Raw genomic sequence first — 26,873 nt, forward strand, 5'->3', positions numbered from 1 at the left:
GAACGGACGTCCATGGGAGTCCTCGACGGACGAGTAGTGGTGATCACCGGCGGGGCCGGGGGGCTGGGCCGCGCCTACTCCCGGGCACTGGCCCGCGACGGGGCGCAGGTCGTCATCAACGAGCTGCACGGCGGCAGCACCTCGGCGGCGGAGGTGCTGCGCGCCGAAATCGTCGAGGCCGGTGGCCAGGCCAGCGTCTTCACGGGAGACGTCAGTGACTGGTCCATCGCCGAGCAGCTGGTCAACCACGCCGTCGACGCTCACGGGGACCTGCACGTGGTGGTCAACAACGCCGGCTTCCTGCGTGATTCGATGCTCGCAACGATGACGGAGCAGGAGTTCGACGACGTCGTCGGCGTTCACCTCAAGGGCACGTTCAACGTGAGCCGCCATGCGTCGGCATACTGGCGCGCCGCGTCGAAGGAGGGTCGGAGGCGTGACCGCTCGATGATCAACACGACGTCGGGGTCGGCGCTGCACGCCAACCCCGGCCAAGCCAACTATGCGGCGGCCAAAGCCGGCATCGTCGCACTCACCCAGGTAGCCGCCAAGGAGCTGCATCGCCACGGTGTCCGGGCAAACTGCATCGCACCCGTAGCCCGTACCGGGATGACGACGGCGGTGCCGGCCCTGTCGCAAGGGGCCGAGGGTCCTGAGGGATTCGACCGATTCGATCCGGCCAACGTGAGCCCGCTCGTCCAACTCCTTGCCCGGCCCACCTGCCGATTCTCGGGCCACGTCTTCCGGGTGACGGGCGGACGACTCGGCGTGTACCGCAGCTGGCATCTCGCGGAGGAATTCCACAGCGACACGAGCTGGACCGTCGACGAACTCGATGACCTCGTCAAAGACCTCGATGCCATGCCGCACTCGGAGATCCCGTGGCACGACGGCGTTCGCTCCCACCGTGAGACCCCGGTGTCGCTAGCCCACGAGGGACGGGCCTCCGGCGCAGGACCGAACCGATGAGCCAGGAGGATCCCGCGATGGCTGACCATCGGACTCTCGCGAACGCCGGCGTGACGGGTTACAGCCGCTACGTACCGGTATGGCGTCTCACGCACGCCAGCGCCAGGCGAGCCTGGGGTACGGCCGGCGCCCGCGGTACGCGAGCAGTCGCGGGCCACGACGAGGACCCCACCTCGATGGCGGTCGAGGCGGCGCGGCGCTGTGTGCGACACTCGGCGCCGCCGGAGGTCCTGTACTTCGCCACGGCCACGCCGGTGTACCTGGAGAAGTCGAGTGCGACCACGGTCCACGCGGCGCTCGGCCTCCCGTCAAGCACCGCCGCCCTGGACTGCAGCGGGGCCACCCGCTCCGGCATGGCCGCGCTGCGGGCCGCCTGGTCCGAAGCCGTCGCCGGACGGCGGGCTCTCGCGGTCGCCGCCGACGTCAGGAGCGGCGCTCCAGGGTCGCGTGACGAGTGGGCGGGGGGCGATGTCGCCGCTGCCGTCGAATTCGGCGGGGAGGAGATCCTCGCCCGCGTGCTGGCCACCGGGTCGTCTTCGCTGGAGGTGCTCGATCGATGGCGGGCACCCCAGGCACGTCACGGGCGGTCCTGGGACGAACGGGCCAGCGAGCAGCTGTACGTGGACGCGGCGATGGAGGCCATCGACATCGCGCTCGGGGCGGCCGGCCTGAGTCTGGGCGACATCGCCTGGATCGGCGTGGCCGGGCTGCACCAGCGCGCGCGCTCCGCCGTGACCCGCCGTCTCTGTGAGGCAGGCGCACGCGCCATCGACGACCGGGAACACGAACTCGGCACGCCCGGATGCGCTCAGCCAGCCCACCTCGTGGGACGTGGCCTCGACGGCGCCGAGGCCGGTGAGCGGCTCCTCATCGTGTCGTTGGCCGACGGCGCTGACACGATGATCCTGGAGGCGACCCCGGATCTGGATCGCTGGCGGAGGCGCGACCGCCCCGAGTCGCCCCCTGCTCTGGAGGTGAGTTACGAACGGTTCCTGGTGTGGCGTGGAGAGCTGCAGCTCGACGCAGCCCGCCGCCCGGACCCGGACGCACCGGCACCGTCACCCGCTGCAAGGAACCGGGAGTGGAAGTTCGCGCTCACCGGAAGCCGCTGTGAGGACTGCGGCACCGTGCACCTCCCTCCCGGCCGCGTCTGCGTGCGCTGCAGTGCCGTGGACCGGATGACCAGCCACAGCGTGCGCGACCGCGAAGGAGTCGTCGTGACGTTTCAGCTCGACTATCTCAACGCCTCGCAGAACCCGCCGAGCATGCCCGTCGTCGTCGACTTCGAGGGAGGGGGACGGTTGCTGTGCGAACTCACCGACGCCGACCCCGCAGCGGTCAGGATCGGTGATCGGGTCCGCATGTCCTTCCGGCGGATGTCCGTCTCGCCCGAGGGGGTTCAGAACTACTTCTGGAAGGCACGTCCCGTCGGGGCGGCCAAGGAGTCGTGGGAAGAGGGTACGCATGCGTGACCGTGTCGCCATCATCTCGATGGCCTGCACACCCTTCGGGGACCATTGGGACAAGAGCGCGGCGGACCTGCTGGTCGACGCCGCCACTGAGACCTTCGCAGCCGTCGGACTCAGCCCGCAAGACGTCGACGCCTACTGGCTCGGGACGAAGGGATCGGGCGACACCGGCAAGCTGCTGTCACAGGCGCTGCGCCTCGCTGACAAACCCGTGACCCGCGTCGAGAACGTCTGCGCTACCGGCTCCGACGCCTTCCGCAACGCCTGTCTCGCGGTGGCCTCGGGTGAGGTCGACATCGCCATGGCAATCGGTGTGGAGAAACTCAAGGACAGCGGCTACTCCGGGTTGACACGGTCAAACCCGCCCAATGACGCCACCGGCATCTCCATGACCGCTCCCGCGGCCTTCGGCATGCTGGCCCCCGCTTATGCGCAGCGCTACGGACTCGACCTCGCGTCGTTACGCCAGGTGCTGACGCGACTGGCCTGGAAAAACTACGCGAACGGCGCTGCTAACCCCCGGGCCCAATACCAGACCGTCCCGAGTCCGGAAGCGATCGAGCACAGTCCGCGCGTCACCGACCTGCTCCGTATCCACGACTGCTCAGGCGTCGCGGACGGCGCAGCCGCGGCCATCGTGGTCCGGGCCGAAGATGCGGCTCGGTACGTGCGAGATCCCCTCTACGTCAAGGCCCTCTCCTTCGTGGTCGGCAACGGAGAGGGGCTGGTCCGCGATCACACAGAATTCTCGTCGATCCCTGAGGTGGTGCGCTCAGCCCAGCAGGCGTACGACGCCGCCGGCGTCGGCGAGCCGCGACGCGACCTCGCTCTCGCCGAGGTACACGATTGCTTCACCCCCACCGAGCTCGTCCTGATGGAAGACCTCGGTTTCAGTCGCCGCGGAGAAGGCTGGCGAGACGTACTGGCCGGTGACTTCGATCGCGACGGCGCACTCCCAGTCAATCCGGACGGCGGCCTGAAGAGCTTCGGGCATCCGATCGGTGCTTCCGGGCTAAGGATGCTCTACGAGTGCTGGCTCCAGCTGCGTTCACAGGCGCCGCCGGAACGGCAGATCGATCTGCAGGGGAGGACGATGGGGCTGACGCAGAATCTCGGAGGTCCCCCGGGCGACTGCGTGAGCTTCGTCGCCATCGTCGGAACGCAACTGTCGGAGAACCAGACATGACCACGACCTCTACCCGCGAACTGGCGCTCGCGGACATTCTGACGGCGGTCGCCACGGCCGTACCCGAGCGCGAGTGCATAGCGTGCGATCAAACGCGCGTCACCTTCGCGACCCTGCACGACCGGGTTCAAGGACTGGCCTCGTTCCTTGTCGGAGCGGGGTTCGGTGTCAGCGCCGAGCGGAGTTCGCTGCACCCCTACGAATCGGGCCAGGACCACCTGGCGATCCTGATGGAGAACTGCGTGGCATTCGCCGAGACGACGTTCGCCGCATTCGCCGCACGTATGGCACCGCTGACCATCAACTTCCGGTACACGGCGGCCGAGCTCGCCCACGTCTTGGAGGACGCCCGGCCTCGCGTCGTGGTCGTCCAGGCGAAGTACGTCAGTACCCTCGAGCAGGCGCTCCAGGAGACGACCTTCGCCAGGCCCCTCACCATCGTGGTGGGCGAGGCCGCGAACCGATCGACCGCGGCGGTCGCTTACGAGACGGCGGTGCGCACGCCACACCGACCACTGCCTGCCGCCTCGCCGGACGACCTGTGCGTCCTCTATACCGGAGGAACCACCGGTTACCCCAAGGGCGTGCTGTGGCGCCAGGGCGACCTGTGGAAAGGCGTGCTGCGCGACGAGGAGACGCGCACGATGGACTCGGCCGCTGAGATCGGCGCGTGGGCCGCGGGCGTCCCGGGCCGGCGTGTGCTCGGAGCGGCTCCCTTCATGCACGGAGCCGGGTGGTGGATCCTCATGGGAGCACTCCTGAACGGCGGGTTCATCGCGATACCGACCCTGAGCGGCGCCGAACGCGCTCGGGGCATCTGTGAGTCGATCGCGCGGGAACGGCTGACGACGGTCAATCTCGTAGGCGAGGCGTTCGCACGTCCGTTCATCGACGAGATCGAGGCACGCGGACTCGAGCTTCCCAGCGTCCGGACGATCGTCTTCAGCGGAGGGCCGACCACAGCAGTCACAAAGCGTCGTATCCAACGCGCGATCCCGGGAGCCCAGCTCGTCGACAGCGCCGGGTCGTCGGAGACCGGGGGCCTCCTGACAGCTCCCTTCGACGCCACCCGCGCGGAGGAGACCGTCAGCTTTCACCCGCGCGAACGCGCCATCATCGTCAGCGCAGATCGATCGCGAATCCTCTCTCCCCAGGAGACGGAGGTGGGCTGGCTCGCCGCGCGGGGGGCCTTGCCGTTGGGCTACCTGGGTGACCGAGTCAAGACGGAAGAGACATTCCGTCGCTGCTCCGGCGAACGCGTGGCCATTCCCGGAGACCGCGCCAGGTGGCTGCCCGGTGGCACCATCCAACTCCTCGGCCGAGACTCCATCACCATCAACTCCGGCGGCGAGAAGATCTACGCCGAAGAGGTCGAAGAGGTACTCCGCTCCCATCCGCTCCTCGCCGACGCCGTCGTCGTCGGACGACCGCACGAGCGCTGGGGCAATGAAGTTGTCGCCGTCATCCAGGAGGCCAGCCCCACGTCCGACGAGGACCTCCGCCACGATCTGGCCCAGCGCCTGGCGCGCTACAAGCTGCCGAAGGCGTTCATCCGGGTCGATCAGCTTCGACGATCCCCGGCGGGTAAGCCCGACTACGTCTGGGCCCGACAGCTTGCCGAAAGCCCTTCCCGAACCCCGTGACACTCCGGACCGTGTCCGTAGCACCAGCGGGGCGAGTGTCACAGGATTCGGGGGCAGGGGCGCGGGTCACTCCGTGGCGATGGCCCTCAGGACGTTGAGCCGGGAGGCGCGCCACGCCGGGGCGACGGCGGCGAGGATGCCCACGATCGCGGCGATCACCACGAACACCACCAACTGGACCCACGGGACCGCCAGGTGGGTGATCCCCTCCTCGCTGAACGCGCTGCGCAGCGACACCCCGAACAGCAGGCCCGCCCCGATGCCCAACAGGGCGCCGAGGATCGCGATGGCGATCGACTCCAGCCGGACCATCCGCCGCAGCTGACGGCGCGAGAGTCCGACGGCACGCAGCAGCCCGACTTCACGAGTCCGCTCGATCACGCTCAGCGACAGCGTGTTGACGATGCCGAGCACCGCGATGACGATCGCGAGCCCGAGCAGGGCGTAGATGAGGTAGAGCAGCTGATTGACTTGCGCCCGCTGCGCCTCGGCGAAGTCGGCCTTGTTCTGGACCGTCACCGTCGGCACGTCGGCGACCACATCCTCGATGGCCTCGCCCACAGTGTCGAGATCCCGACCCGGCTCGGCATTGACTGCCAGGTAGGAGTCGGCGCGCTGCAGACCAGCCTCGTCCACGATCTGCACCAGTACCGTGGCCGGGCCGACGACATACGTGTCGGCGTAGATCCCGCTCACCGTGACCGGCAGAGTGGCGCCGGGGAACTCCAGCTCGATCCGGTCGCCCGTGCTGACCTCGAGCTGCTCGGCGATCGACTCGTTGAAGGCGATCTCCGACGTGGACTCCGGTGCCCGGCCCGACTCGTAGCGCAGGTCGAAGATGCGCGCCAACGTCTCGGGATTCACCGCCGAGGCGAAGACGTCACGATCGCCCACCCCGAAGACCACGTTCTGCTCGGCCGAGACCTCCGCGACGCCGGGCACCTGCGCCACGTCCTCGGCCACCGTGGTCGAGAAGGGCTGACCGATGGCGTTGGAGACGAGGAAGTCGGTGGTGAACTGTTCGTCCACCCCGGCGTCGATCGACCGGTTGATCGACGAGCCGAGCACCGACATCGTCGTGACCAGTGCGAGGCCGATCATCAGCGCCGATGCCGTCGCCGCCGTGCGCCGCGGGTTGCGCCGGGCGTTCTCGGTCGCCAACTGGCCGACCGTGCCGAACAGGCGCCTGTTGATCACTCCTGCCGCGGCGAGTACCGGCAGCGCGGTGACTGGGCTGGTCATCGCGACGGCCATCAGCACCAGGAAGATGCCCACGCCCAGCCATACCGGGCCCCGCGGCACATCGGCGAACAGACCTGTCGCCATCAACGCGGCACCGCCCAAGGCGAGGACCACGCCGGCGATCAGCCGCTTGCGGATGGTGCCCTCGGGAAGGGCGACGTCGTCGCGCATCGCGGCGACTGGCGGCACCTTCGCCGCCCGCCGAGCCGGGAACCAGGCGGCAAGCATCGTGACGACGATGCCGACGACGTACGACACGATCACCGTCCGCGGCGCGAACACCAGCGCCGTGCCGCTGAGGTCGAGTCCGAACTGCCCGAAGATCGCCTTGAGCACCGCCGCGAGCCCGAACCCGAGCGCGAGGCCGAGGGTGGAACCGAGTAGGCCGACCGCGAACGCCTCGGTCAGCACCGAACGCGTGACCTGAGGGCGCGACGCGCCCATCGCCCGCAACAGGGCGAGTTCCCGACTGCGCTGCGCGACGAGGATCGAGAACGTGTTGACGATGAGGAACGTGCCGACGACGAGTGCGATCGCGGCGAACACCAGCAGGAAGGTGTTGAGGAAGCCCAGCACGGTGTTGATGAGCGCCTTGCTCTCGTCGGCCAGCTTCTCGCCGGTGACGGCCTCGGTGCCGGCGGGCAGCAAGGGCGAGATCCGGTCGACGAGTTGTTGCTCGGTGACTCCGGGCTCGCCGGCGACCGAGATCGTGTTGTAGGCGTCCTGGCCGCCGAGGAAGAGCTCCTGCGCCCGGGGCGTGTCGAACATGACGAGCGTGGCGCCGGCCAGTCCGCCGCCGGCGAACTCGACGATGCCGACGAGCTCGGCCTCCAGCTGCGGTTCCGGGCCGGCGGTGAGCATCTCGACGGTGTCGCCGATCTCGTAGCCGGCGTTCTCCGCCGAACGCTCATCGATGACCACCTCGCGCGGCCCCTCGGGCACCTTGCCTTCGCTGATCGTCGCGATCTGCTCGCCCGCGGAGTTGGGGGCGTCGTTCCAGTTGAAGGCCAGAGTCGGGGCACCGGTGCCGCCGAGCAGGGTGCCGTCGGCCTTGACGACGAACAGGCCCTGGCCCTCGACGTTGCCGTCGGCTCGTTCCACCCCGTCGACGTTCGCGATCTCGTCCACGAGCGGGGCGGGGATGGAGCGCGCGTCGAGGTTGATCGACTCCCCCTCCAGCCCGGCCTGGCCGTCGGACTCGAACCGCACCGTGGCGTCCGAGACGGTGCCGTACACGATGTTGTCGAAGCTCTTGGCCATCGTGTCGGTGAACACGAGCGACCCGGCGACGAAGGCGACACCGAGGACGATCGCGAAGGCGCTCAGCACCAAGCGCAGCTTGCGCGCTGCGAGGTTGCGCAGCGTGACCTTGAGCATGTCAGTGCTCCTGCGCGGCCGTGCTCATGGCACGCTGCTGCAGCGCGGTCATGTGCTCCAAGACGGTCTCGGCCGTGGGGCGACGCAGCTCGTCGACGACCTTGCCGTCGGCGAGGAACACGACGCGATCGGTGTAGGACGCGGCGACCGGATCGTGGGTGACCATGACGATCGTCTGGCCGAACTCGTCAACGCTGCGGCGCAGGAACGACAGCACCTCGGCGCCGGACGTGCTGTCGAGGTTGCCGGTGGGCTCGTCGGCGAACACGATCGACGGGCGGCCCACGAGCGCACGGGCGCAGGCGACGCGCTGCTGCTGTCCGCCGGACATCTCGTTCGGGCGGTGCTTGAGCCGGTCGGCGAGGCCGACGGCGCCGATGACCTGCTGGTACCAGTCGGGGTCCGGCTTGCGGCCGGCGATCGAGAGCGGCAGGAGGATGTTCTCCTCCGCGGTCAGGGTCGGTACGAGGTTGAAGGCCTGGAACACGAATCCGACGCGGTCGCGGCGCAGGCGGGTGAGCTCCTTGTCCTTGAGCTGCGCGAGCTCGGTGTCTCCGATGATCACGGACCCGGCGCTGGGCGCGTCGAGCGCCGCCATGCAGTGCATGAGCGTGGACTTGCCCGAGCCGGACGGGCCCATCACGGCGGTGAATTCTCCGGCGATCACGTCGAGGGAGACTCCATCAAGAGCATGGACCTCGGCGTCGTCCTTGCCGTAGGTCTTCACGAGGTCACGGGCACGCGCGGCCACGGTGGCATCAGTCATGTTCTCAGCGTAGGAATCGGCGGGGACATCCGTCACTCAGGAGAACCCCTGACCACCCCCTGACCCGCCTCAGGGGTGCCCGAGGTGGTCAAGTGGCGGCGAGGAGCGCGGAAGGGGTCCCACATAGGTGGTCGAGTAGCGGCGAGCTCTGCGAGCCGCGTATCGAGACCAATCGGTGCAACGTGGACTCGATACGGCCGGGGCCTGTCTTACTCGATGACCGTCGAGGTGTTCCACAGGTCGATGCCGGTGTCCTCGCCGTGACCGACCAACTCGTCGATGCGGGCGAGTTCGTCGTCGGTGAAGTCGGTGGTCTCGACCGCGGCGGCGTTCTCGTCCAACTGCTCGGGGCGCGACGCCCCGACCAGCGCCGAGGTAGCAGCTCCTGGCCGCAGCACCCAGGAGATCGCCATCTGCGCCAGGGACTGACCACGCTCTCGAGCGATCTCGGCCAGCCCGCGGAGCCGATCCTGCGTGCGCTCGACGATGCTCTCGTCGAACGAGGGTCGCTCCGTCGCGCGCTCCACCGCGTCGTCACCGAGGTACCGGTCACTCAACAGCCCCTGCGCGAGCACGGTGAACGCGATCGACCCCATGCCGACGTCCTCGAGGGTGTCGAGCAGTTCGTCCTCGACCCAGCGGTTCACCATGGAGTAGGCGGGCTGATGGATGACCAGCGGCGTGCCGAGTTCCTGCGCGATCTGCGCGGCGCGGCGGGTGCGTTCTGGCGAGTACGACGAGATGCCCCCGTACAACGCCTTGCCCTGGCGGATCGCGGTATCGATCGCGCCGATCGTCTCCTCCACGGGAGTTCCCGAGTCGGCACGGTGGGAGTAGAAGATGTCGACGTAGTCCAGACTCATCCGCTGCAAGGAGGCGTCGAGACTGGACAGGAGGTACTTGCGTGAGCCGAGGAAGCCGTACGGGCCCGGCCACATGTCCCAGCCGGCCTTGGTCGAGATGATCAGTTCGTCGCGGTACGGCGCGAAGTCGCCGCGCATCATCCGGCCGAAGTTCTCCTCCGCGCTGCCGTACGGCGGGCCGTAGTTGTTGGCCAGGTCGAAGTGCGTGATGCCGAGATCGAACGCGTGCCGCAGCACCGCTCGCTGGTCGTCGAAGGTGCGGTTGTCCCCGAAGTTGTACCAGAGCCCGAGGGAAATCGGCGGGAGTAGCAGGCCCGAACGGCCCACGCGGCGGTAGGGCCATCGGGTGTACCGGTCCTCGGCGGCCTGCCATGGACGGTGGGTCTCGGGAACCGGATCGGAGTACCAGACCTCGTCGCTCATGCTTCCGAGCCTAGGGCGCGACGACGCCGTGCGCGCGTCCCGAGGAAGCAGAAGTTCGCCTGTTCTTCGCACGATGGCAGCCGAATCGTGGCGTGAGCGGTTACGCTTCGTACCGGAAAGGGAACGCAGATGGGCGATGTCCTAGTGCTCAACGCCAGTTACGAGCCGCTGCAACGCGTGTCCCTGCGGCACGCCATCAAGATGCTTGTGCGCGAGGTCGCCGTCATCGAGGAAGCCGACGACGACAGCTTCGGACCGTTCCCCCGCCCCCGCGTCCTGCGGCTGGTGCGCTACGTCGTGGCCAAGTGGCTCCACCGCCCCGGCCGGCTCTGCACCAAGAGCGCGATCAAGGCGCGCGACCAGCAGCGGTGCGGCTACTGCGGAAGTCGCGCCGAGACCGTCGACCACATCCTGCCGCGGTCCCGCGGCGGCGCGCTCACCTGGGAGAACGCGGTAGCCGCGTGCCTGCGCTGCAATCACCGCAAGGCCGACCGCACTCCCGAGGAAGCGGGGATGGTGCTGCTCATCGTGCCTCGCGAACCGCTGCGCCACTCCAACGCCGCACTCAGCTCCTCGGCCTGACATCTCAGGTCGGTCCATCGAGGCGGTCCGACCCGGTCCTGCGACGCACCCCGGCCACCCCACCGGAAGCTGCCGAGTCACCCGCGCGTCGCCTGCGGTCGTGCGTCGAACTCGTCGGGCCGGGCACAGCTGAGGAGCGAGGGGCGCAGCACGACCGCCGCGCGCCGCCCCGACCGAAACAGCCGCAGACGAGGAGGTCGAATCGATGTCGATGGGACAGGGCGCTCCGAACAACGAGGAGCAGGACGCACACCACCAGGGCCACCAGCCCAGGGGACTGACGATGTACCTCCGGTTCGCGGCGATGATCGTGACGGCGATGGTCGTCATGTACGGGGTGATGTTCGTGGGCTCGTGGGAGTGGGGCCACGTGCGATTCAGTCAGAGTCGGGTGTTCATGGCGATCACGATGGGCGGCACGATGGGGCTCGTCATGCTCGCCTGGATGCTCAACATGTACAAGAACACCACGGCGAACATCGCTGTCATCGCCGTTAGTCTCCTGCTCCTCGGTGGCGGGACGTTCCTGGATCGCAGCCAGAGCACCGTCGGCGACACCGCGTTCATGCGGGCGATGATCCCGCACCACTCGCTCGCCATCACCCGTTCGGAACGCGCCGGGCTCGAGGACGTTCGGGTCTGTGAGCTCGCCGTCGAGATCAGCGAGGCTCAGCGGCGCGAGATCCGCGAGATGGACTGGTTGATCGAGGACATCGAACGGAACGGGGTGGCACGCACCGCCGCTGAGGCGGACTCACGGGCCGTTCCCGACTTCGAGGAGCCGGCCGAGCGGGACTGCCCGCAGGACTGACGGGACCTCGCCCGCCGTCAGCAGCAGGCGTCCTCGTCCGTTCTTGCTACCGTCGCGCTCGTGCGTGCCATCCCTCGCCTCATCGATGCCATCCGCGGCGCCCTCATCGGCGTCGCCGAGATCATTCCCGGGGTGAGCGGCGGCACCGTGGCGCTCATCGTCGGTGTCTACGAAACGCTCATCGACGGCGCCGGCAACGTCGTGCGCGGCGTGGTGCACCTGGCGGTGGACCCGGTCCGCGGTCGCGGGACGGCGGAGGCTCGCCGCTACTTCTCGCTGGTGCCCTGGGGCGTGATGCTTCCGGTGGGAGTCGGGATGCTGCTCGCCGTCCTGATCGCCGCCCGGCTCCTCGCGCCGTTGGTGGAGGACCACCCCGTCGAATCGAGGGCGTTCTTCAGCGGGCTCATCCTCGTCTCGATCCTCGTGCCGGCGCGCATGGTGGGCGGCCGCTGGGGTCTGCGCGAGTGGGTGCCCGCGATCCTCGCGGCCGTCGCCGCGTTCGTGCTGACCGCGATCCCTCCGGCCTCGAACGACGACCCTGCGCTGTGGATGGTGACCGCCGCGGCGGCCGTGGCGATCTGCGCCCTGGTGCTCCCCGGCGTGTCGGGCTCGTTCATCCTGCTGACCCTGGGCCTCTACGAGCCCACGCTGCACGCGGTCAACGATCGGGACCTGCCCTACATCGCGGCGTTCGCGATCGGCGCGATCCTCGGCCTGGGCGCTTTCGTCCAGGTCCTGCGCTGGCTGCTGCACCACCGACGACGCCTGACCCTCGCCATCATGACCGGTCTCATGGCCGGCTCGTTGCGGGCACTGTGGCCGTGGCAGTCCGAGGACGGCGCGCTGCAGTCACCGTCGGAGGCCGGCCCGGCCGCCGGACTGTTCGTGCTGGGCGCCCTCGTCGTGCTCGGGCTGCTGATGGTGGAGACGGTGCTGGTGCGCCGACGGCTCGCCACCGGAACCGAGACGCTACCTGCCCACGCCGACGACGATCACAGGCCGACGCGCTCGTAGATCTTCTCGAGCTCGTCGAGGTAGACGCCGTCGTCGCCATTGGCCCGCTCGTACGCGGCGATCGCCTCGGCGGTGACGGCTTCGGCGACCTCGGCGTAGCGGGCGTTCCACGCCTCGGCGTCGAACTGCCAGTAACCGCACGTGTAGAAGTCGCTCTGCGGCCAGCCGAGCTCGCGGCGCAGACGCTTGCGAACCGCACGGCTCGCGGCGGCCTCGCCGGCGAACCAGACGTAGAGGCCGGCGTCGGCGGCCGAAGCGGGGAGGTCGCGGTCGCACACCGCACGGCGCAGCGCGTCGCCGATCCGGGTCTCGTCGGCGACGACGTCCCAAGTGACCGACACGTCCGCAGCACTCGGCAAGGCGATGCGGTCTGCATCATCGGTGAGCACGATGTGCGCTTCGACGCGGTGATCCTCGTCGAGGCCGCGCAGGATGCGGGCGAGGGCGGGAAGGCCGGTGATGTCGCAGACCAGCAGCTGGTGGCGCGCCGTCGCGGACGGTTTGTAGAGACCGTGGGGATCGATCATCGCAACCTCGTCGCCGGGCTCGCACGTGCGCGCCCAGTCCGAGCCGATGCCGACGTCGTGCAGCGCGATGTCGAGGTCGACCTGCACATCGCCGTCGACGATGCGGTGATCGGAGATCGTGTAGACCCGCGGCTGCGGTGCCACGACGCCCTCGGGAAAGGTCCATCCCGGCTTCTCGCCGACCTCGGGCAGCACGAGCTCCGTACCCGGCTGCGGGATGAAGACGCGCACATACTCGTCGGGGATGCCGGTCGAGGTCCAGCCGTCCAGGCCGCCGAGCGTCACCGTGACGAGGTGCGAGGTCAGCTGTCGTCGGTTGCGGACGATCGCGCGATAGGAGCTCACTTAGGTAAGGCTAAGCGACGTCACCCCACGACTTCAAGGCTCGTTCGCTCCCCGGGCGGACGGCGACGGCGGCCCGGTAGCCTCGGACGGGTGAAGTCTCCCCTCCAGGTCCGACCGATCTCGACCACCGAGCACCTGGCCTTCGTCGAAGGCCGGGAGTCCGTCAGCTTCCTGCAGACGCCCGCCTGGGCCACCGTCAAGAGCGAGTGGCGCGGCGAGTCCCTCGGGTGGTTCCGCGGCGACGAACTCCTCGGCGCCGGCCTCGTGCTCTACCGCCAACTGCCGAAGCTGCGCCGCTACCTCGCATATCTGCCGGAGGGGCCGTCCCTGGACTGGGCGAGTGCCGATCTCGAGCAGTGGCTCACGCCGATGGCCGCTCACCTGAAGTCCGCGGGCGCGTTCGGAATCCGCATGGGCCCTCCCGTCGTCACCCGACGCTGGAACGCTGACACCGTCAAGGCCGCGCTCGCCGACCCCGTGCTCTCGCGGCTCGCCGACGTCCCGGCCGATCACAGCAACGCCGAAGCACTCGCGGTCGCCGACCGGCTCCGTGCGCTCGGGTGGCGCGAGTTGTCGACCGACGGCGGCTTCTCGGCCGGCCAGCCCAAGTACAACTTCCAGATCCCGCTGGCCGACCGCTCCGAGGACGATCTGCTCGCCGCGATGAACCAGCAGTGGCGCCGCAACATCCGCAAGGCCGACAAGGCCGGCGTCGTCGTCAGCCGCGGCAAGCGTCAGGACCTCGGGGCCTTCCACGAGGTCTACCGCGAGACGGCAGAGCGTGACGGGTTCACCCCGCGCCCGCTGAGCTACTTCGAGACGATGTGGGACGCACTCACGGCCGAGGGCGAGGAGCGGCTGCGCCTGTATCTCGCGCATCACGAGGGCGACCTCGTCGCGGCGACCACGCTCGTCCAGGTGGGCACTCACGCCTGGTACTCCTACGGCGCCTCGACGTCGGCCAAGCGGGAGGTGCGCGGTTCCAATGCCGTGCAGTGGCAGATGATGCGCGACGCGCGCGACGCCGGCGCCACCGTGTACGACATGCGCGGCATCACCGAGACCCTCGACGAGGACGATCCCCACGTCGGACTCATCCGGTTCAAGGTCGGCACGGGCGGCGAGGCCGTGGAGTACCTGGGCGAGTGGGATCTGCCGCTGAACCGGGCGCTCTACGCCGGTTTCACGGCCTACCTCAAGCGCCGCGGCTGAACGGAGGCGAGATGGCATTCGATCTGCACCTGCACAGCTCACGCTGGCTCGAGCACGTCCGGCGGACGGTCGACGCGACACCCGGCATCGTCCCCGTCATCAAGGGCAACGGTTACGGCCTCGGCCGCGACCTCCTCGCGGGAGAGGCCCGCGCCCTCGATCTCGACACCGTTGCCGTCGGCACCTACGACGAGGTTCCCGAGGCACTCGCCCGCTTCGACGGTGACGTCATGGTGCTGGCTCCGTGGCGACCCTTCACGTCCGACGTCGTTCACGACACGCGGGTCATCCACACCGTCGGCCGGGTGGACGACGTCGCCCGCCTCGCCGCCGAGCACCCTGGTACGCGCGTCGTCCTCGAGGGCGAGACGTCCATGGCTCGGCACGGGCTCGACCGTCACGAACTCGCGCCCGCAGTGGCCGCACTCGGCGATCTCAGCGTGGAGGGCTTCGCCATCCATCTGCCCATGGCCGGTGGCAACCTCGCCGAGGCCGAGGAGTGGGCGGCGGTGCTCGAGACGTCGCAGCTGGACACGCGGACGCTGTTCGTCTCGCACCTGACGCCGGCCGAGATCGCCACCTTGCGCGAGCGCCGCCCGCAGTTAGCCGTGCGTCCGCGGATCGGCACCGCGCTGTGGCTCGGTGATCTCGGCGCGCTCGAGGTGCGCGCGACCGTGCTCGACCGGCATCCGGTGGTTCGCGGCGAGCGGGTCGGTTACCGGCAGCGTCCGATGCCGCGTGACGGTCACGTGCTCGTCATCGCCGGCGGTACGAGCCACGGGGTCGGTCTCGAGGCGCCGCGCGCGGTCGCCAGCCCGATCGAGCGCGGCAAGTCGCTCGCCAAGGGCGGCCTGGCCGCGGCCGGGCTCGCCTTGTCGCCGTTCACGATCGCCGGGAAGCAGCGCTGGTTCGCCGAGCCCCCGCACATGCAGGCGAGCATGGTGTTCCTGCCCGCCGATGTTGCACCGCCCGAGGTCGGCGACACCGTCTCCGTGGCTGTTCGCTACACCATCGCGAGCTTCGACCGCATCCTGCGCACCTGACCCCACAGGTGGTCGAGTAGGCCGGAGCTCTGCGGAGGCCGTATCGAGACCAACGTTCCGTGACCTGGTCTCGATACGCGGCTCGTTCCTCGCCGCTACTCGACCACCTAACCGGTGATAGGTGGTCGAGTAGGAAGGTCGCTCAGCGACCGACGCATCGAGACCACGTCTGTCTCGCCCGCACCACAGGTGGTCGAGTAGGCCGGAGCTCTGCGGAGGCCGTATCGAGACCACGTCACCTCAACCTGGTCTCGCTCCGTGGCGGCTGCGCCCCCTTGCCACGGCTCCATTGCTCCCTCGTTTTCTCGGTCGCTACTCGACCACCTATGGGGTCAGTCGAAGATCCCCGTCGGCTCCGGCGACGGCGACGGCGACGTCGGGCGGGTCGGCGTGGGCTGAGTCGGTTCCGTCGGCTCGGGCTCGGGCTCGGGCTCGGGTTCCGGCTCGGGCTCGGGTTCGGGTTCCGGTTCCGGCTCGGGCTCGGGTTCCGGCGGGGGCGGGGGCGGGGTGTAGATGGTGCCCTGCTGGGCGCGGATGTTGCCCGGTTCGGGGAACTCACCGCAATCGGTGGGATCGATCACCTGGCGCTGGAAGGCCCCGAAGGTCTGCGCCGGGTACGTGCCGCCGAAGAACGGGTTGAGATATCCCCGCAGCTGCCCGTTGCCCGGCTCACGGTTGAACATCACGGCCGTGACGAGCTTGGGCGTCATGCCGATGAACCATGACGACGACACCCGCTCGTTCATGCCGTTGGCGTCCGTGGCCGTGGCCGTGCCGGTCTTGCCGGCGGTCGGGCACTGGGTCCGCCCGTTGGTGCCCGAACCGTTCTGCACCACCGACTGGAGCGCAGCGACGGTGTCGCCGGCGACGTCCGGAGCGATCGTCTGCTTGACGTTCGCGCTGTGCTGGTGCTGCGGCTGCCCGTTGGAGTCCGTCACCGACTCGATGACGTACCACTCGGCCCGCTGCCCGCCGGCGGCAAGCGTGGCGAAGCCGTTGGCCATGTCGACCGGGGCCACGTTCTCGTAGCCCAGCGACACGCCGATGACCGGGTTGATCGTGTCGATCGTCGACTGCGGGATACCCGCCCGGCCGGCCGCATCGAGGACCTTCTGCGGCCCCTCCTCCATCTGGTCGGTGAGGTCGACGAAAGCGGTGTTGACCGAGTCGGCCGTCGCCTGACGCAGCGAGATGTAGCCGTAGGACCGACCGCCGCTGTCACCCTGGTTGACGATCGTGTCGTTGCCGATCTGCAGCGGCGAGTTGCCGTTGAGGCGGGTCTGCAGGCTGTAGCCGTTCTCCAGCGCCGCCACGACCGCGAACGCCTTGAATGTCGACCCCGGCTGCGTCCCGCGCACGGCCCAGTTGAACTGCTTCTGCAGATAGTCCGGTCCGCCGTACATCGCGCGTACCGCGCCCGTACCGGGCTCGACGGACACCAGGGCTTCGTTGAGCTCGTCAAGTCCCTCCGGGCGGACCTGGTTGACGGCCGCGATGGCGGCGTCCTGCATCGACTTGTCGAAGGTCGTGACGATCTTCAGACCGCCGCCGTTGATCTCGTAGTCGGTGAACTGCAGCTGCTCCATGTGCCGCTGCACGAGCTCGAGCAGGTAGCCGTTGGGCCCCTCGAACCGGTTCTGGTCCTGCGGTGGCGCGAACTCCGGCAGTGTGCCCTTGTGCTGCTCGGCCTCCTCAGCCGACAGGGAGCCGGACGAGACCATCCCGTCCAGCACGTAGTCGTAGCGCGGGAGGATCCGCTCGGCCGCGCCTTCGGTGTACGGGCTGTAGTACGAGGGGCTGTTGATCACGGTCGCGAGGTACGCGGCCTCGGGCACCGTGAGCTCCGCGGCGGGCTTCCCGAAGTAGTTGTTGGCCGCCACCTCGACGCCGTAGGCGCCGTTGCCGAAGTAGATGGTGTTGAGGTACCCCTCGAGGATCTCTTCCTTGCTGAGCTGGTTGTCGATCTTGACCGAGAGGATGGCTTCCTTGAGTTTGCGCGTGTACGTCTGCTCCTGCGTGAGGTAGAGGATCTTGACGTACTGCTGGGTGATGGTGGAGCCGCCGCCGGTGATCTGTCCGCTCTGCGTGTTGTCGCGCAGCGCGCGGACGATGCCGCGCATGTCGATGCCCTGGTTCTCCCAGAACGTGCGGTCCTCGGCCGCGATCGCCGCATCCCTCATCACGGCCGGGATCTCCTCGTAGCTCAGCATCACGCGGTCCTGCGTGGAGAAGCTGCCGATCTTCGTGGTGCCGTCGGAGAAGTAGACATCCGTGCGCTGCGTCTGGAAATCGGCGTTGGGGTCGGGGATCTTGATGACCGAGTAGGCGGCCGCGAAGGCCGCCGTTCCGGTCACCAGCCCGATGACACCCAGGAAGAGCAGCCAGCGCAGGACCTTGACGGGCCAGGGCCCGTTACCGCCGATGCGGCGGAGCGGACCGCGCCTCTCCTTCGATTTCTTGCGAGTCGTCGCCACCTGGTTTTCCCTTCACGCCGCGCGCGGGCGCGCGCCACCAGCGTCCCAGTGTGCCGGGTGGCGCCTGAACTTCAAAGATCCCCCGCCAGAATCGGTGACGGGAGTGACGCTACGATGTATCGTCTCGATATAACTCGTCGTCACGTTCTCGAAGGAGCATCCGGTGTCTCGTCGCAGGGGAGTCGCTCTCGAGCTCGCCGTTCTCGGCCTGCTCGCGGACTCGCCCATGCACGGCTACGAGCTGCGCAAGCAGGTCAACGGCCTGCTCGGCTGGACCCGGCTGCTGTCCTACGGAACGCTGTATCCCTGCCTCAAGGCCCTGGGCCGGCAGGGGTACATCGTGGCCGACGAGGACGTCGACAGCGGCCGTCGGGCCAAGATCACCTACCGGCTCACGGCGGAGGGCAAGGAACACCTCGCCGAACTGCTGGCCGACACCGGACCGAGTGCCTGGGACGACGAGAACTTCGGCGTGCGATTCGCCTTTTTCTCACGCACCACGTCCCCGATCCGGGTGCGCATCCTCGAGGGCCGACGCTCTCGGCTCGAGGAGCGCCTCGACAACGTCAAGAACGCCGCTCAGCGCGGGCGTGACCGGATGGACTCCTACACGCGCGAGCTGCAGCGGCACGGGTTGGAGTCCGTCGAACGCGAGATCACCTGGCTCACCGAGCTGATCGAGCGCGAACGGGCAGCGGCGGACACGGCTCCTGAGGCGACGACGCCTCCGTCGGGCGTCGAGACGACCTCCGCGGACGAGACCGACCACGGTCACCGTCCGAAGAAGCGATCATCCACCACGAGAAAGAAGAAGTGAGGACTCATGGGTTCGGTACGCGTAGCGATCGTCGGCGTGGGCAACTGCGCCACATCCCTGATCCAGGGCGTCGAGTACTACAAGAACGCTGATCCGAACGGCTCCGTGCCGGGTCTCATGCACGTGCAGTTCGGCGACTACCACGTGCGCGACATCGAGTTCGTCGCCGCGTTCGACGTCGACGCCAAGAAGGTCGGTTTCGATCTCGCCGAGGCCACCCAGGCCAGCGAGAACAACACGATCAAGATCACCGACGTCCCGCCCACGGGCGTGACGGTGCAGCGTGGCCACACGCTCGACGGTCTCGGCAAGTACTACCGCGAGACCATCGAGGAAGCCGCGGGCGACCCGGTCGACGTCGTGCAGGTGCTCAAGGACACCCAGGCCGACGTGCTCGTGTCCTACCTGCCGGTGGGCTCGGAGGAGGCCGACAAGTTCTACGCGCAGTGCGCGATCGATGCGGGCGTGGCCTTCGTCAACGCACTGCCGGTCTTCATCGCGTCCGACCCGGAATGGGCCAAGAAGTTCGAGGACGCCGGCGTGCCGATCATCGGCGACGACATCAAGAGCCAGGTCGGGGCCACCATCACCCACCGCGTGATGGCGAAGCTGTTCGAGGACCGCGGCGTCGTGCTCGACCGCACGTACCAGCTCAACGTCGGCGGCAACATGGACTTCAAGAACATGCTCGAGCGTGACCGCCTGGAGTCCAAGAAGGTCTCGAAGACGCAGGCCGTCACGTCGAACCTCAACGGCCCGCTTTCGGGCAAGATCGAGGACAAGAACGTGCACATCGGCCCGAGCGACTACGTGCAGTGGCTCGACGACCGCAAGTGGGCGTACGTCCGCCTCGAGGGCCGCGCCTTCGGTGACGTTCCGCTGAACCTGGAGTACAAGCTCGAGGTGTGGGACTCGCCGAACTCGGCCGGCATCATCATCGACGCGATTCGTGCGGCCAAGATCGCCAAGGACCGCGGCATCGGCGGCCCGCTCATCTCGGCGTCGTCGTACCTGATGAAGAGCCCGCCGGTGCAGCGCGCCGACGATCTCGGCCGCGCCAAGCTCGAGGCTTTCATCGAGGGCACCGAGGAGCGCTGATCTCGGCGACGAACTGACGCGTCGTCAGCAGTTGACGCGAAGGGCGCCGATGCCATTGGGCATCGGCGCCCTTGTCGTTGTCCTCACGTGAGGACCTGACCGATGCGCGCAGCATGCACGAGCGGATGCTCACGATCGATCCGGCGGCCGCCGCCGCGCTGCGTGCGCTGCTCACCGAACTCCTCGGACAGCCGAGCCCCACCGCGATCGGCGTCACCGTCGGTGAGAACACGGTGCTGGGCGCCGGATCGGTCGGGGTGCGTGATCTTCCTGCGAACGTCGTGGCCGCCGGATCTCCGGCCCGGGTCGAGCGGCAGCTCTGAATCGGAGACGATCTCGCCGTTCTTCCGCCTGACGTGCCCAGGACCACGGCCGTGAGCGGCTCCACGTCAGGCGTGGGAGCGGCGTGGGATGAGGTGCATGACGGCGACGATGAGGGCACCCACCAGCACCCCGAGCAGCGCCGACGCGGCCGTGTTCGTCAGCCAGGCAAGTAGTCCGTCGAGCGCCGGGCTGGCCTCCGCGACGAGTTCCTCGAGGTGATGGACGGCGTCGTAGAGGCCATGCCATCCGAGGTCGTGCGTCCCGACGAGGAGGATATGTCCGCCGACCCAGAGCATCGCCGCGACGCCCACGGTGGCGAGCAGCGCCATGACCTTGGGCATCCCTTTGACCAAGGCCCGTCCGACACGCTGGGTTCCCGGCGACTCGCGCTCGGCCAGACTCAGACCGATGTCGTCCATGCGGACGATGAGCGCGACGACGCCGTAGACGAGCACGGTGATGCCCACAGCGACCACCGCGAGAATGATCGCCCTCGACAACAGGCCCTCGGTCGCGACCTCGTTGAGCGAGATGACCATGATCTCCGCGGAGAGGATGAAATCGGTCCGCACCGCACCGGACACGACGGCGTCCTCGTCGGGACCATCGGGGGCGGCCGCCGGCTTCTTCGGCGCATGATGCCCCGGCCCGAACTTCTCCCACAGTTTCTCCGCTCCCTCGAAGCAGAGGTAAGCACCACCCACCATGAGCAGCGGGGTCAGCAGCCACGGAAGAAGCTCACTGAGCACGAGCAGCGCGGGCAGGATGAAGACCAGCTTGTTGCGGAACGAACCCTTGGCGATCCGCCAGATGATGCTCAGCTCTCGCTTGGGATTCAGACCCTGGACGTAGCGCGGAGTCACCGCGGCATCGTCGACGATCACGCCGGCGGCCTTCGCGCTCGCGCGGCCCGCTGCCGTCCCGATGTCGTCCACCGAAGCCGCCGCCAACCGGGCCAGCGCTGCGACGTCGTCGAGGAGCGCGACGAGCCCGCCGCTCACTGCGCATCTCCACGCTTCAAGAAGGTCACGGGTTCAGGGTAGGGCCCCGGCTCGATCGAGGCCTCGTGCGCCGAACGAACCAGCGCAGACCCGATTAGACTCGCCGCCATGATGGGATTCGGCATCGACATCGGCGGCACGGGCACCAAGGGCGCTCCGGTGGACCTCGACACTGGCGCACTCGTCGGTGACCGGACCCGCTTCGACACTCCGGAGCAGTCCACACCCGAGGCCCTCGCCGACGTCTGTCAGAAGATCATCGACGCCTTCCCCGACGCGCCGCAGCCTCCGGTCACCGGCGTGGCGATTCCTGCCGTCGTCCAGCGCGGTGTCGCCCGGACGGCCGCCAACATCGACAAGAGCTGGATCGACACCGACGTCGACACCCTGTTCACCGAGCGGCTCGGTCGCGAGGTGCACGTGGTCAACGACGCCGACGCTGCAGGCGTCGCCGAGGCGCGGTACGGGGCGGCGCGTGGCCGTGGTGGCGTCATCATGGTCATCACCCTCGGCACCGGCATCGGCTCGGCGCTCATCATCGACGGCAAGCTCGTCCCCAACACCGAACTCGGCCATCTCGAGTTCCACGGCGGCGACGCCGAACACTACGCCGCGACCAGCGCGCGGGAGCGCGAAGATCTCAGCTGGGAGTCGTGGGCCGGGCGACTCCAGGAGTACTTCAGCCATCTCGAGCGACTGTTCTCGCCGGACCTGTTCATCGTCGGTGGCGGGGTGAGCAAGGACCATCAGCGCTTCTTGCCTTTGCTCTCGCTCCGTACCGAGATCATCCCCGCCGAGCTGCGCAACAACGCCGGCATCATCGGCGCCGCCGCCCTCGCCGCCGAAGAACACTGACCGCCAGGCCCATAGGTGGTCGAGTAGGCAGCGAGCTCTGCGAGCAGCCGTATCGAGACCACGCCGCGTTCGTTGGTCTCGATACGCGGCTCGTCCCTCGCCGCTACTCGACCACCTAACCCGGGTGTAGCTGGTCGAGTAGGGAGGCCGGCCGCGGCCGACCGTATCGAGACCACACCACCTCACCCGGTCTCGATACGGCTGCTCGCAGAGCTCGCCGCTACTCGACCACCTAACCCGGGTGTAGCTGGTCGAGTAGGCAGGCCGGCCGCGGCCGACCGTATCGAGACCACGTCACGTCACCCGGTCTCGATACGCCGCTCGCAGAGCTCGCTGCTACTCGACCACCAACAACCCGCGCCATCGGTGGTCGAGTAGCCAGGCCGCCCGCGATGTGGATCTCGATACGCGGCTCGTCCCTCGCCGCTACTCGACCACCAACCATCCACCCCATCGATGGTCGAGTAGCCAAGCCGCCCGCGATGTGGGTCTCGATACGCGGCTCGTCCCTCGCCGCTACTCGACCACCAACAACCCGCGCCATAGCTGGTCGAGTAGGGAGGCCGGCCGCGGCCGACCGTATCGAGACCACGTCACGTCACCTGGTCTCGATACGCCGCTCGCAGAGCTCGCCGCTACTCGACCAGCTACGGGTTGCTACTCGGCAGTGGGGGTCAGGAGGGCGCGGAGGGTGAGTTCCATCGCGGCGCGGCAGGCCGCGGCTTCACGCCCGTGATCGTCGTGAAGCAACGACCACGCGTTCCAGCTGGTCGCGACCGCGAGCGCGTCCAGCAGCGTGTCGGGGTCGTCGCTTCGGTCGATCTCGACCGCGAACACCCGAGCGATCTCCTGGCGCACGCGATCGATGTGCCCCTCGCGGCTCGACTGCAGGGTCGGTGAAACCGGTTCGAGCAGGAGGGCGGCCCGGGCCGCCGGGGCGATGTTCAGCAACCGGCGCTCGCGCCCCTTGCAGAACTGCGCGATGCGCTCGTCGAGCGACTGATCGATGTCGATCGGCTCGGCCAGAGCGTCGTCGGAGGCGAACCAGTAGTCGACCGTCTCGGCGAACAAGCTCTCCATATCGCCGAAGGTCCCCCACAGCGTCCGCACCGACACCCCGGCCTCTTCGGCGATCTGTTTGGCACTGGGTCGCAGTTCTCCGCCACGGAGCAGCCGCACGTGAGCATCGACGATGGCAGCGCGCGTGCGCTCGGATCGGCGTGCCCGCCCGTCGGTCTGACGCGAGGCGAATTCTCTCACGGGAAGAAATTTACACCCCATGTGCAGAAATCACGTGACGCGGCTCACGTTGTGTGTCAGGATGCTGGGCATTCACTCACGCGGGAGTTAGGGAGTCGTCGTGCTGAGCGTGAAGAACCTCGAGGTCGTCTACAACGACGTGATCCTCGTGCTGCGCGGGGTCAGCCTCACGGTGCCCCGCGGCCAGATCGTCGCCCTGCTCGGTGCCAACGGTGCCGGCAAGACCACGCTGCTGCGTGCGCTGTCGGGTCTGCTCGACATCCACGACGGCAAGATCACCAAGGGCGAGATCCTGCTGGGCGACCGACCGATCCAGGGATGGGACGCCCCCAAGATCGTGGGCGCCGGGCTGGGTCAGGTGCTGGAGGGACGCCGCGTCTTCGGGGAGTTCACCGTCGAGGAGAACCTGCGCGTCGGCGGACACACCCGTCGCGGCAGCCTGACCGACTCGATCGACGAGATCTATGAGCTGTTCCCGGTACTCAAGGAGCGCCGCAAGCGCACCGCCGGTTACCTGTCCGGTGGCGAGCAGCAGATGCTCGCGATGGGACGAGCGCTGGTGGCGCAGCCCGACGTCATCCTGCTCGACGAGCCGAGCCTCGGCCTCGCTCCGCGCATCGTGCAGCAGATCAAGGACATCGTCGTGCAGATCAACGAGGAGCGCGGCACCACGGTCCTCCTGGTCGAGCAGAACGCGACCATGGCGCTCTCGATCGCCCAGCACGGCTACGTCATGGAGCACGGCAAGATCGTCATGGATCAGCCCGCCGCCGCCCTCCTGGAGGACGACGACATCCGCGACTTCTATCTCGGTCGCGGCGAACTCGCCACCTCCTACCGCGACATCAAGCACTACAAGCGCAGGAAGCGGTGGCTGTCATGACCGAATCCATCCTCGAGGTGACCGACGTCGAGCTGAGCTTCGCGGGCGTCAAGGCGCTCGGCGGCGTGAGCTTCGACATCCGCGGACACGAACTGTTCGCGATCATCGGTCCCAACGGCGCCGGAAAGACCTCGATCTTCAACGTCCTGTCCGGGGTCTACCGCCCACAGGTCGGCGAGGTCCGCTTCGCGGGCGAGTCGATTCTGGGTGTCGCGCCGCATCGGATCGCCGAGCGCGGTCTGGCTCGCACCTTCCAGAACATCGAGCTGTTCGAGAACCTCGACGTCGTCGACAACCTCATGCTCGGCCGGCACCATCACCTCGGTTACGGGTGGCCGTCGGCGGTCGCCTGGCTGGGCAAGGCACGGCGGGCAGAGGTCGCGAATCGCCGGCGCGTCGAGGAGATCATCGACTTCCTCGAGATCGAGAGTTACCGGCATCTCCCCGTCGGCATGTTGCCGTACGGCGTCCAGAAGCGCATCGAGCTCGGACGCGCCCTGGCGATGGAGCCACGCCTGCTGCTGCTCGACGAGCCCGTGGCCGGCATGAACGGCGAGGAGACCGAGGACATGGCGCGCTTCATCCTCGACATCCGCGACGAGCTGCAGATTCCGATGATCCTCGTCGAGCACGACATGGGGCTCGTGATGGACCTGGCCGACCGCGTGATGGCGATGGACTTCGGCGTCCCCATCACGATCGGCTCCCCGCACGAGGTCCAGAACCATCCGGACGTCGTCCGCGCGTATCTCGGGACGGTCGACGACGCCGCCACCGACGTCATCGAGGAGGTCTCGAGTCGATGAGCACCTTGGCCCTGCGGATTCGCGAGCGTGCCGAGCGCACTCCCGGCGCGGTCGCGATGCGCGAGAAGAACCTCGGCATCTGGGAACAGGTCACCTGGCAGGACTACTGGCAGAACGCGGTCCTCGTCGGGCACGGCCTGCTGGCGCTCGGCGTGCAGCCCGGCGACCGCGTCGCGGTGCACAGCGAGAATCGGCGCGAGTGGCTGTTCAGCGACATCGGCATCACCGCGGTACGCGCGGTGACCGTCGGGTTGTACCCCACGAATCCTGCGCCCGAGGTGCGCCACGTCCTGAGTGATTCCGGGTCGTCGGTGCTCATCGCCGAGGATCAGGAACAGGTCGACAAGACACTCGAGGTCGTCAACGAGCTCCCCGACCTCAAGCACATCGTCTACATCGACCCTCGCGGTATCCGCGGGAGGTACACCGATCCGCGGCTCATGTCGTGGGACGAGTTCCTCGCCCTCGGCGAGGAGCACCGCTCCCAACACCCCGGGGCGGTGGAGGAGCGGGCCGAGCAGGCCGAGCTCACCGACGTCGCGACGCTCGTCTACACGTCCGGCACCACGGGCCCGCCCAAGGGCGCGATGCTGACCATCAGCAACATCGAGTTCGTCATCGACACGCTCGCCAATCAGGGCGCGTTCGTCGACCCGCCGGCGAGCGACAAGGACCTCATCGTGTCCTACCTGCCGCTGTGCCACGTCGCGGAGCGCGTCTTCACGACGTGGTTCAACGCGGCGGTCGGTTCACAGGTCAACTTCGCCGAGTCGATCGAGACGGTGCAGGTCGCGCTGCGCGAGGTGCAACCGACCATCGTCTTCGGTGTCCCTCGCATCTGGGAGAAGATCGCCGCCGGCGTCCACATCCGGATGAGCGGTGCGTCGCGGCTCAAGCGCGCGAACTTCGCGCTGTGGATGCGCGTCTCGCGCTGGATCGGCCGCAAGCTCGTCGAGAACGAGGGCAATCACACGCTCGCCACCCGGCTCGCCTATGCGCTCGGATGGGTGTTCCTGTACCGCCCGCTGCGCGAGCGGCTCGGTCTGGCGAAGGCTCGCTATGCCGCGTCCGGTGCGGCTCCGATCGCCCCGGAGGTGCTCGAGTTCTTCATGGGCATCGGCCTCTCGATGCACGAGGTCTACGGCATGACCGAGAACAGCGCGATCGCCACGGCCAACGTCGCCGGCCGCATCAAGGTGGGCACGGTCGGCGAGCCGCAGCAGGGCGCCGAGGTGCGCATCGACGAGGAGACCGGCGAGATCCTCACCCGTCACGCGGGCACGTTCGCCGGCTACTGGAACAATCCCGACGCCACGGCCCGCACGATCGACCCCGACGGCTGGCTCCACACCGGCGACGTCGGCGAATGGGTCGACGGGACGCACATCAAGATCACCGACCGGATCAAGGACATCATCATCACCGCCGGCGGCAAGAACATCGCGCCGAGCGAGATCGAGAACAGCCTCAAGTCCTCGCCGTACATCAAGGAGGCGATCGTCGTCGGCGACCGCCGCCGCTACCTGACGGCGCTCATCGGTATCGAGCTGGACACCGTGGGCGACTGGGCGCAACGGCGCAAGATCGCGTTCACGACGTACCGCGACCTCACCGAGAAGCCCGAGGTGCGCGAGCTCGTCCAGCAGATCGTCAACGAGACCAACACCAAGTTCGCCTCCGTGGAGACGATCAAACGGTTCGCGCTGTTGCCCAAGGAGCTCGATCACGAGCAGGGCGAACTCACGGCGACCCAGAAGGTCAAGCGGTCGGCGATCACCGAGCAGTTCGCGGCGCAGATCGCCGCCATGTACGACGAGGCACCCGAGGAGGTGCCGGCATGACCGCGAGCCCACGAGCGACCACCCCGCCGCGTCATGCCGTCG

At 68.3% G+C, this 26,873-nt stretch carries 23 protein-coding genes; 16 read left to right on the forward strand and 7 right to left on the reverse strand.

All coding sequences use genetic code 11. The features are described from left to right. Positions 1–12 precede the first annotated feature (12 nt). Genes D9V41_RS00955 through D9V41_RS00970 form a run of 4 tightly spaced genes read left to right on the forward strand, consistent with a single transcriptional unit; the run spans position 13 to position 5,267 of the window. A complete protein-coding gene (locus D9V41_RS00955; RefSeq protein ID WP_166375849.1) occupies positions 13–969 on the forward strand; it encodes an SDR family NAD(P)-dependent oxidoreductase in 957 nt (318 codons plus the stop codon). Between the two features lie 17 nt (positions 970–986). Beyond that, positions 987–2,441, forward strand: coding sequence for an OB-fold domain-containing protein (locus D9V41_RS00960; RefSeq protein ID WP_121793006.1), 1,455 nt, complete (start codon positions 987–989; stop codon positions 2,439–2,441). Next, a complete protein-coding gene (locus D9V41_RS00965; RefSeq protein ID WP_121792663.1) occupies positions 2,434–3,624 on the forward strand; it encodes an acetyl-CoA acetyltransferase in 1,191 nt (396 codons plus the stop codon). The genes D9V41_RS00960 and D9V41_RS00965 overlap by 8 nt, the downstream gene beginning before the upstream one ends. Continuing rightward, positions 3,621–5,267, forward strand: a complete 1,647-nt coding sequence (locus tag D9V41_RS00970) for an AMP-binding protein (RefSeq protein WP_121792664.1) — start codon at positions 3,621–3,623, stop codon at positions 5,265–5,267. Before D9V41_RS00965 ends, D9V41_RS00970 begins: the two co-directional genes overlap by 4 nt. Before the next feature lie 66 nt (positions 5,268–5,333). Here the strand turns inward: D9V41_RS00970 and D9V41_RS00975 are convergent, their stop codons facing one another. The 3 genes from D9V41_RS00975 to D9V41_RS00985 form a co-directional block, all read right to left on the reverse strand. Beyond that, complete coding sequence (locus tag D9V41_RS00975; RefSeq protein WP_121792665.1) at positions 5,334–7,886, reverse strand: ABC transporter permease; 2,553 nt, start codon at positions 7,884–7,886, stop codon at positions 5,334–5,336. A 1-nt stretch (position 7,887) separates the two neighbouring features. Further along, positions 7,888–8,652, reverse strand: a complete 765-nt coding sequence (locus D9V41_RS00980; RefSeq protein WP_121792666.1) for an ABC transporter ATP-binding protein — start codon at positions 8,650–8,652, stop codon at positions 7,888–7,890. Positions 8,653–8,861: 209 nt separating this feature from the next. Then, positions 8,862–9,938: an aldo/keto reductase gene (locus tag D9V41_RS00985; protein ID WP_121792667.1), complete on the reverse strand. Its 1,077-nt coding sequence runs from the start codon at positions 9,936–9,938 to the stop codon at positions 8,862–8,864. Between the two features lie 129 nt (positions 9,939–10,067). On the opposite strand from D9V41_RS00985, the gene D9V41_RS00990 reads away from it, so the two are divergent. From D9V41_RS00990 to D9V41_RS01000, 3 genes are all read left to right on the forward strand, one after another. Then, the gene (locus tag D9V41_RS00990) at positions 10,068–10,520 is read left to right on the forward strand and encodes an HNH endonuclease (protein WP_121792668.1); all 453 of its coding nucleotides are present in this window, start codon (positions 10,068–10,070) and stop codon (positions 10,518–10,520) included. A gap of 205 nt (positions 10,521–10,725) precedes the next feature. Next, a complete protein-coding gene (locus D9V41_RS00995; protein WP_208006681.1) occupies positions 10,726–11,331 on the forward strand; it encodes a DUF305 domain-containing protein in 606 nt (201 codons plus the stop codon). Positions 11,332–11,391: 60 nt separating this feature from the next. Further along, the gene (locus tag D9V41_RS01000; protein WP_121792669.1) at positions 11,392–12,345 is read left to right on the forward strand and encodes a DUF368 domain-containing protein; all 954 of its coding nucleotides are present in this window, start codon (positions 11,392–11,394) and stop codon (positions 12,343–12,345) included. Here D9V41_RS01000 and D9V41_RS01005 read toward each other — a convergent pair. After that, complete coding sequence (locus tag D9V41_RS01005; protein WP_121792670.1) at positions 12,324–13,217, reverse strand: siderophore-interacting protein; 894 nt, start codon at positions 13,215–13,217, stop codon at positions 12,324–12,326. The genes D9V41_RS01000 and D9V41_RS01005 overlap by 22 nt on opposite strands. Positions 13,218–13,307: 90 nt before the next feature. Between D9V41_RS01005 and D9V41_RS01010 the strand changes: the two genes are divergently transcribed. Together D9V41_RS01010 and D9V41_RS01015 are read left to right on the forward strand one after the other, a co-directional pair. After that, positions 13,308–14,429, forward strand: coding sequence for a lipid II:glycine glycyltransferase FemX (locus D9V41_RS01010; RefSeq protein WP_121792671.1), 1,122 nt, complete (start codon positions 13,308–13,310; stop codon positions 14,427–14,429). 11 nt (positions 14,430–14,440) lie between these two features. Continuing rightward, positions 14,441–15,472 carry an alanine racemase gene (locus tag D9V41_RS01015; protein WP_121792672.1) on the forward strand — a complete coding sequence of 344 codons (1,032 nt, stop codon included), beginning with the start codon at positions 14,441–14,443 and terminating at the stop codon, positions 15,470–15,472. 332 nt (positions 15,473–15,804) lie between these two features. On the opposite strand, the gene D9V41_RS01020 is transcribed toward D9V41_RS01015, so the two are convergent. Then, complete coding sequence (locus D9V41_RS01020) at positions 15,805–17,946, reverse strand: transglycosylase domain-containing protein (protein ID WP_121792673.1); 2,142 nt, start codon at positions 17,944–17,946, stop codon at positions 15,805–15,807. 163 nt (positions 17,947–18,109) lie between these two features. Between D9V41_RS01020 and D9V41_RS01025 the strand changes: the two genes are divergently transcribed. The 3 genes from D9V41_RS01025 to D9V41_RS18250 all read left to right on the forward strand — a co-directional run bounded on the left by D9V41_RS01025 (position 18,110) and on the right by D9V41_RS18250 (position 20,184). Further along, positions 18,110–18,763: a PadR family transcriptional regulator gene (locus D9V41_RS01025; protein ID WP_121792674.1), complete on the forward strand. Its 654-nt coding sequence runs from the start codon at positions 18,110–18,112 to the stop codon at positions 18,761–18,763. 6 nt (positions 18,764–18,769) lie between these two features. Then, on the forward strand, positions 18,770–19,861 hold the full coding sequence (locus D9V41_RS01030) for an inositol-3-phosphate synthase (protein WP_121792675.1): 1,092 nt from the start codon (positions 18,770–18,772) through the stop codon (positions 19,859–19,861). 113 nt (positions 19,862–19,974) lie between these two features. Continuing rightward, positions 19,975–20,184, forward strand: coding sequence for a hypothetical protein (locus D9V41_RS18250; protein WP_208006682.1), 210 nt, complete (start codon positions 19,975–19,977; stop codon positions 20,182–20,184). Between the two features lie 66 nt (positions 20,185–20,250). Here D9V41_RS18250 and D9V41_RS01040 read toward each other — a convergent pair whose 3' ends face one another. Continuing rightward, entirely contained in the window at positions 20,251–21,186 is a 936-nt protein-coding gene (locus tag D9V41_RS01040) for a DUF808 domain-containing protein (protein WP_121792676.1), read from the reverse strand. 108 nt (positions 21,187–21,294) lie between these two features. On the opposite strand from D9V41_RS01040, the gene ppgK reads away from it, so the two are divergent. Beyond that, the gene (gene ppgK / locus D9V41_RS01045) at positions 21,295–22,041 is read left to right on the forward strand and encodes a polyphosphate--glucose phosphotransferase (protein ID WP_121792677.1); all 747 of its coding nucleotides are present in this window, start codon (positions 21,295–21,297) and stop codon (positions 22,039–22,041) included. Between the two features lie 657 nt (positions 22,042–22,698). On the opposite strand, the gene D9V41_RS01050 is transcribed toward ppgK, so the two are convergent. After that, on the reverse strand, positions 22,699–23,301 hold the full coding sequence (locus D9V41_RS01050) for a TetR/AcrR family transcriptional regulator (protein ID WP_208006683.1): 603 nt from the start codon (positions 23,299–23,301) through the stop codon (positions 22,699–22,701). A gap of 100 nt (positions 23,302–23,401) precedes the next feature. Here D9V41_RS01050 and D9V41_RS01055 point away from each other — a divergent pair, with 100 nt between their 5' ends. The 3 genes from D9V41_RS01055 to D9V41_RS01065 are packed head-to-tail and all read left to right on the forward strand — an operon-like array spanning position 23,402 to position 26,831. Next, positions 23,402–24,184, forward strand: a complete 783-nt coding sequence (locus D9V41_RS01055) for an ABC transporter ATP-binding protein (RefSeq protein ID WP_121792679.1) — start codon at positions 23,402–23,404, stop codon at positions 24,182–24,184. Next, positions 24,181–24,990: an ABC transporter ATP-binding protein gene (locus tag D9V41_RS01060; protein ID WP_121792680.1), complete on the forward strand. Its 810-nt coding sequence runs from the start codon at positions 24,181–24,183 to the stop codon at positions 24,988–24,990. The genes D9V41_RS01055 and D9V41_RS01060 overlap by 4 nt, the downstream gene beginning before the upstream one ends. Beyond that, positions 24,987–26,831 carry an AMP-dependent synthetase/ligase gene (locus D9V41_RS01065; protein WP_121792681.1) on the forward strand — a complete coding sequence of 615 codons (1,845 nt, stop codon included), beginning with the start codon at positions 24,987–24,989 and terminating at the stop codon, positions 26,829–26,831. The genes D9V41_RS01060 and D9V41_RS01065 overlap by 4 nt, the downstream gene beginning before the upstream one ends. Positions 26,832–26,873: the final 42 nt, after the last annotated feature.

Origin of the sequence: Aeromicrobium phragmitis (genome assembly GCF_003674095.1) — a bacterium.
GTDB lineage: Bacteria > Actinomycetota > Actinomycetes > Propionibacteriales > Nocardioidaceae > Aeromicrobium > Aeromicrobium phragmitis.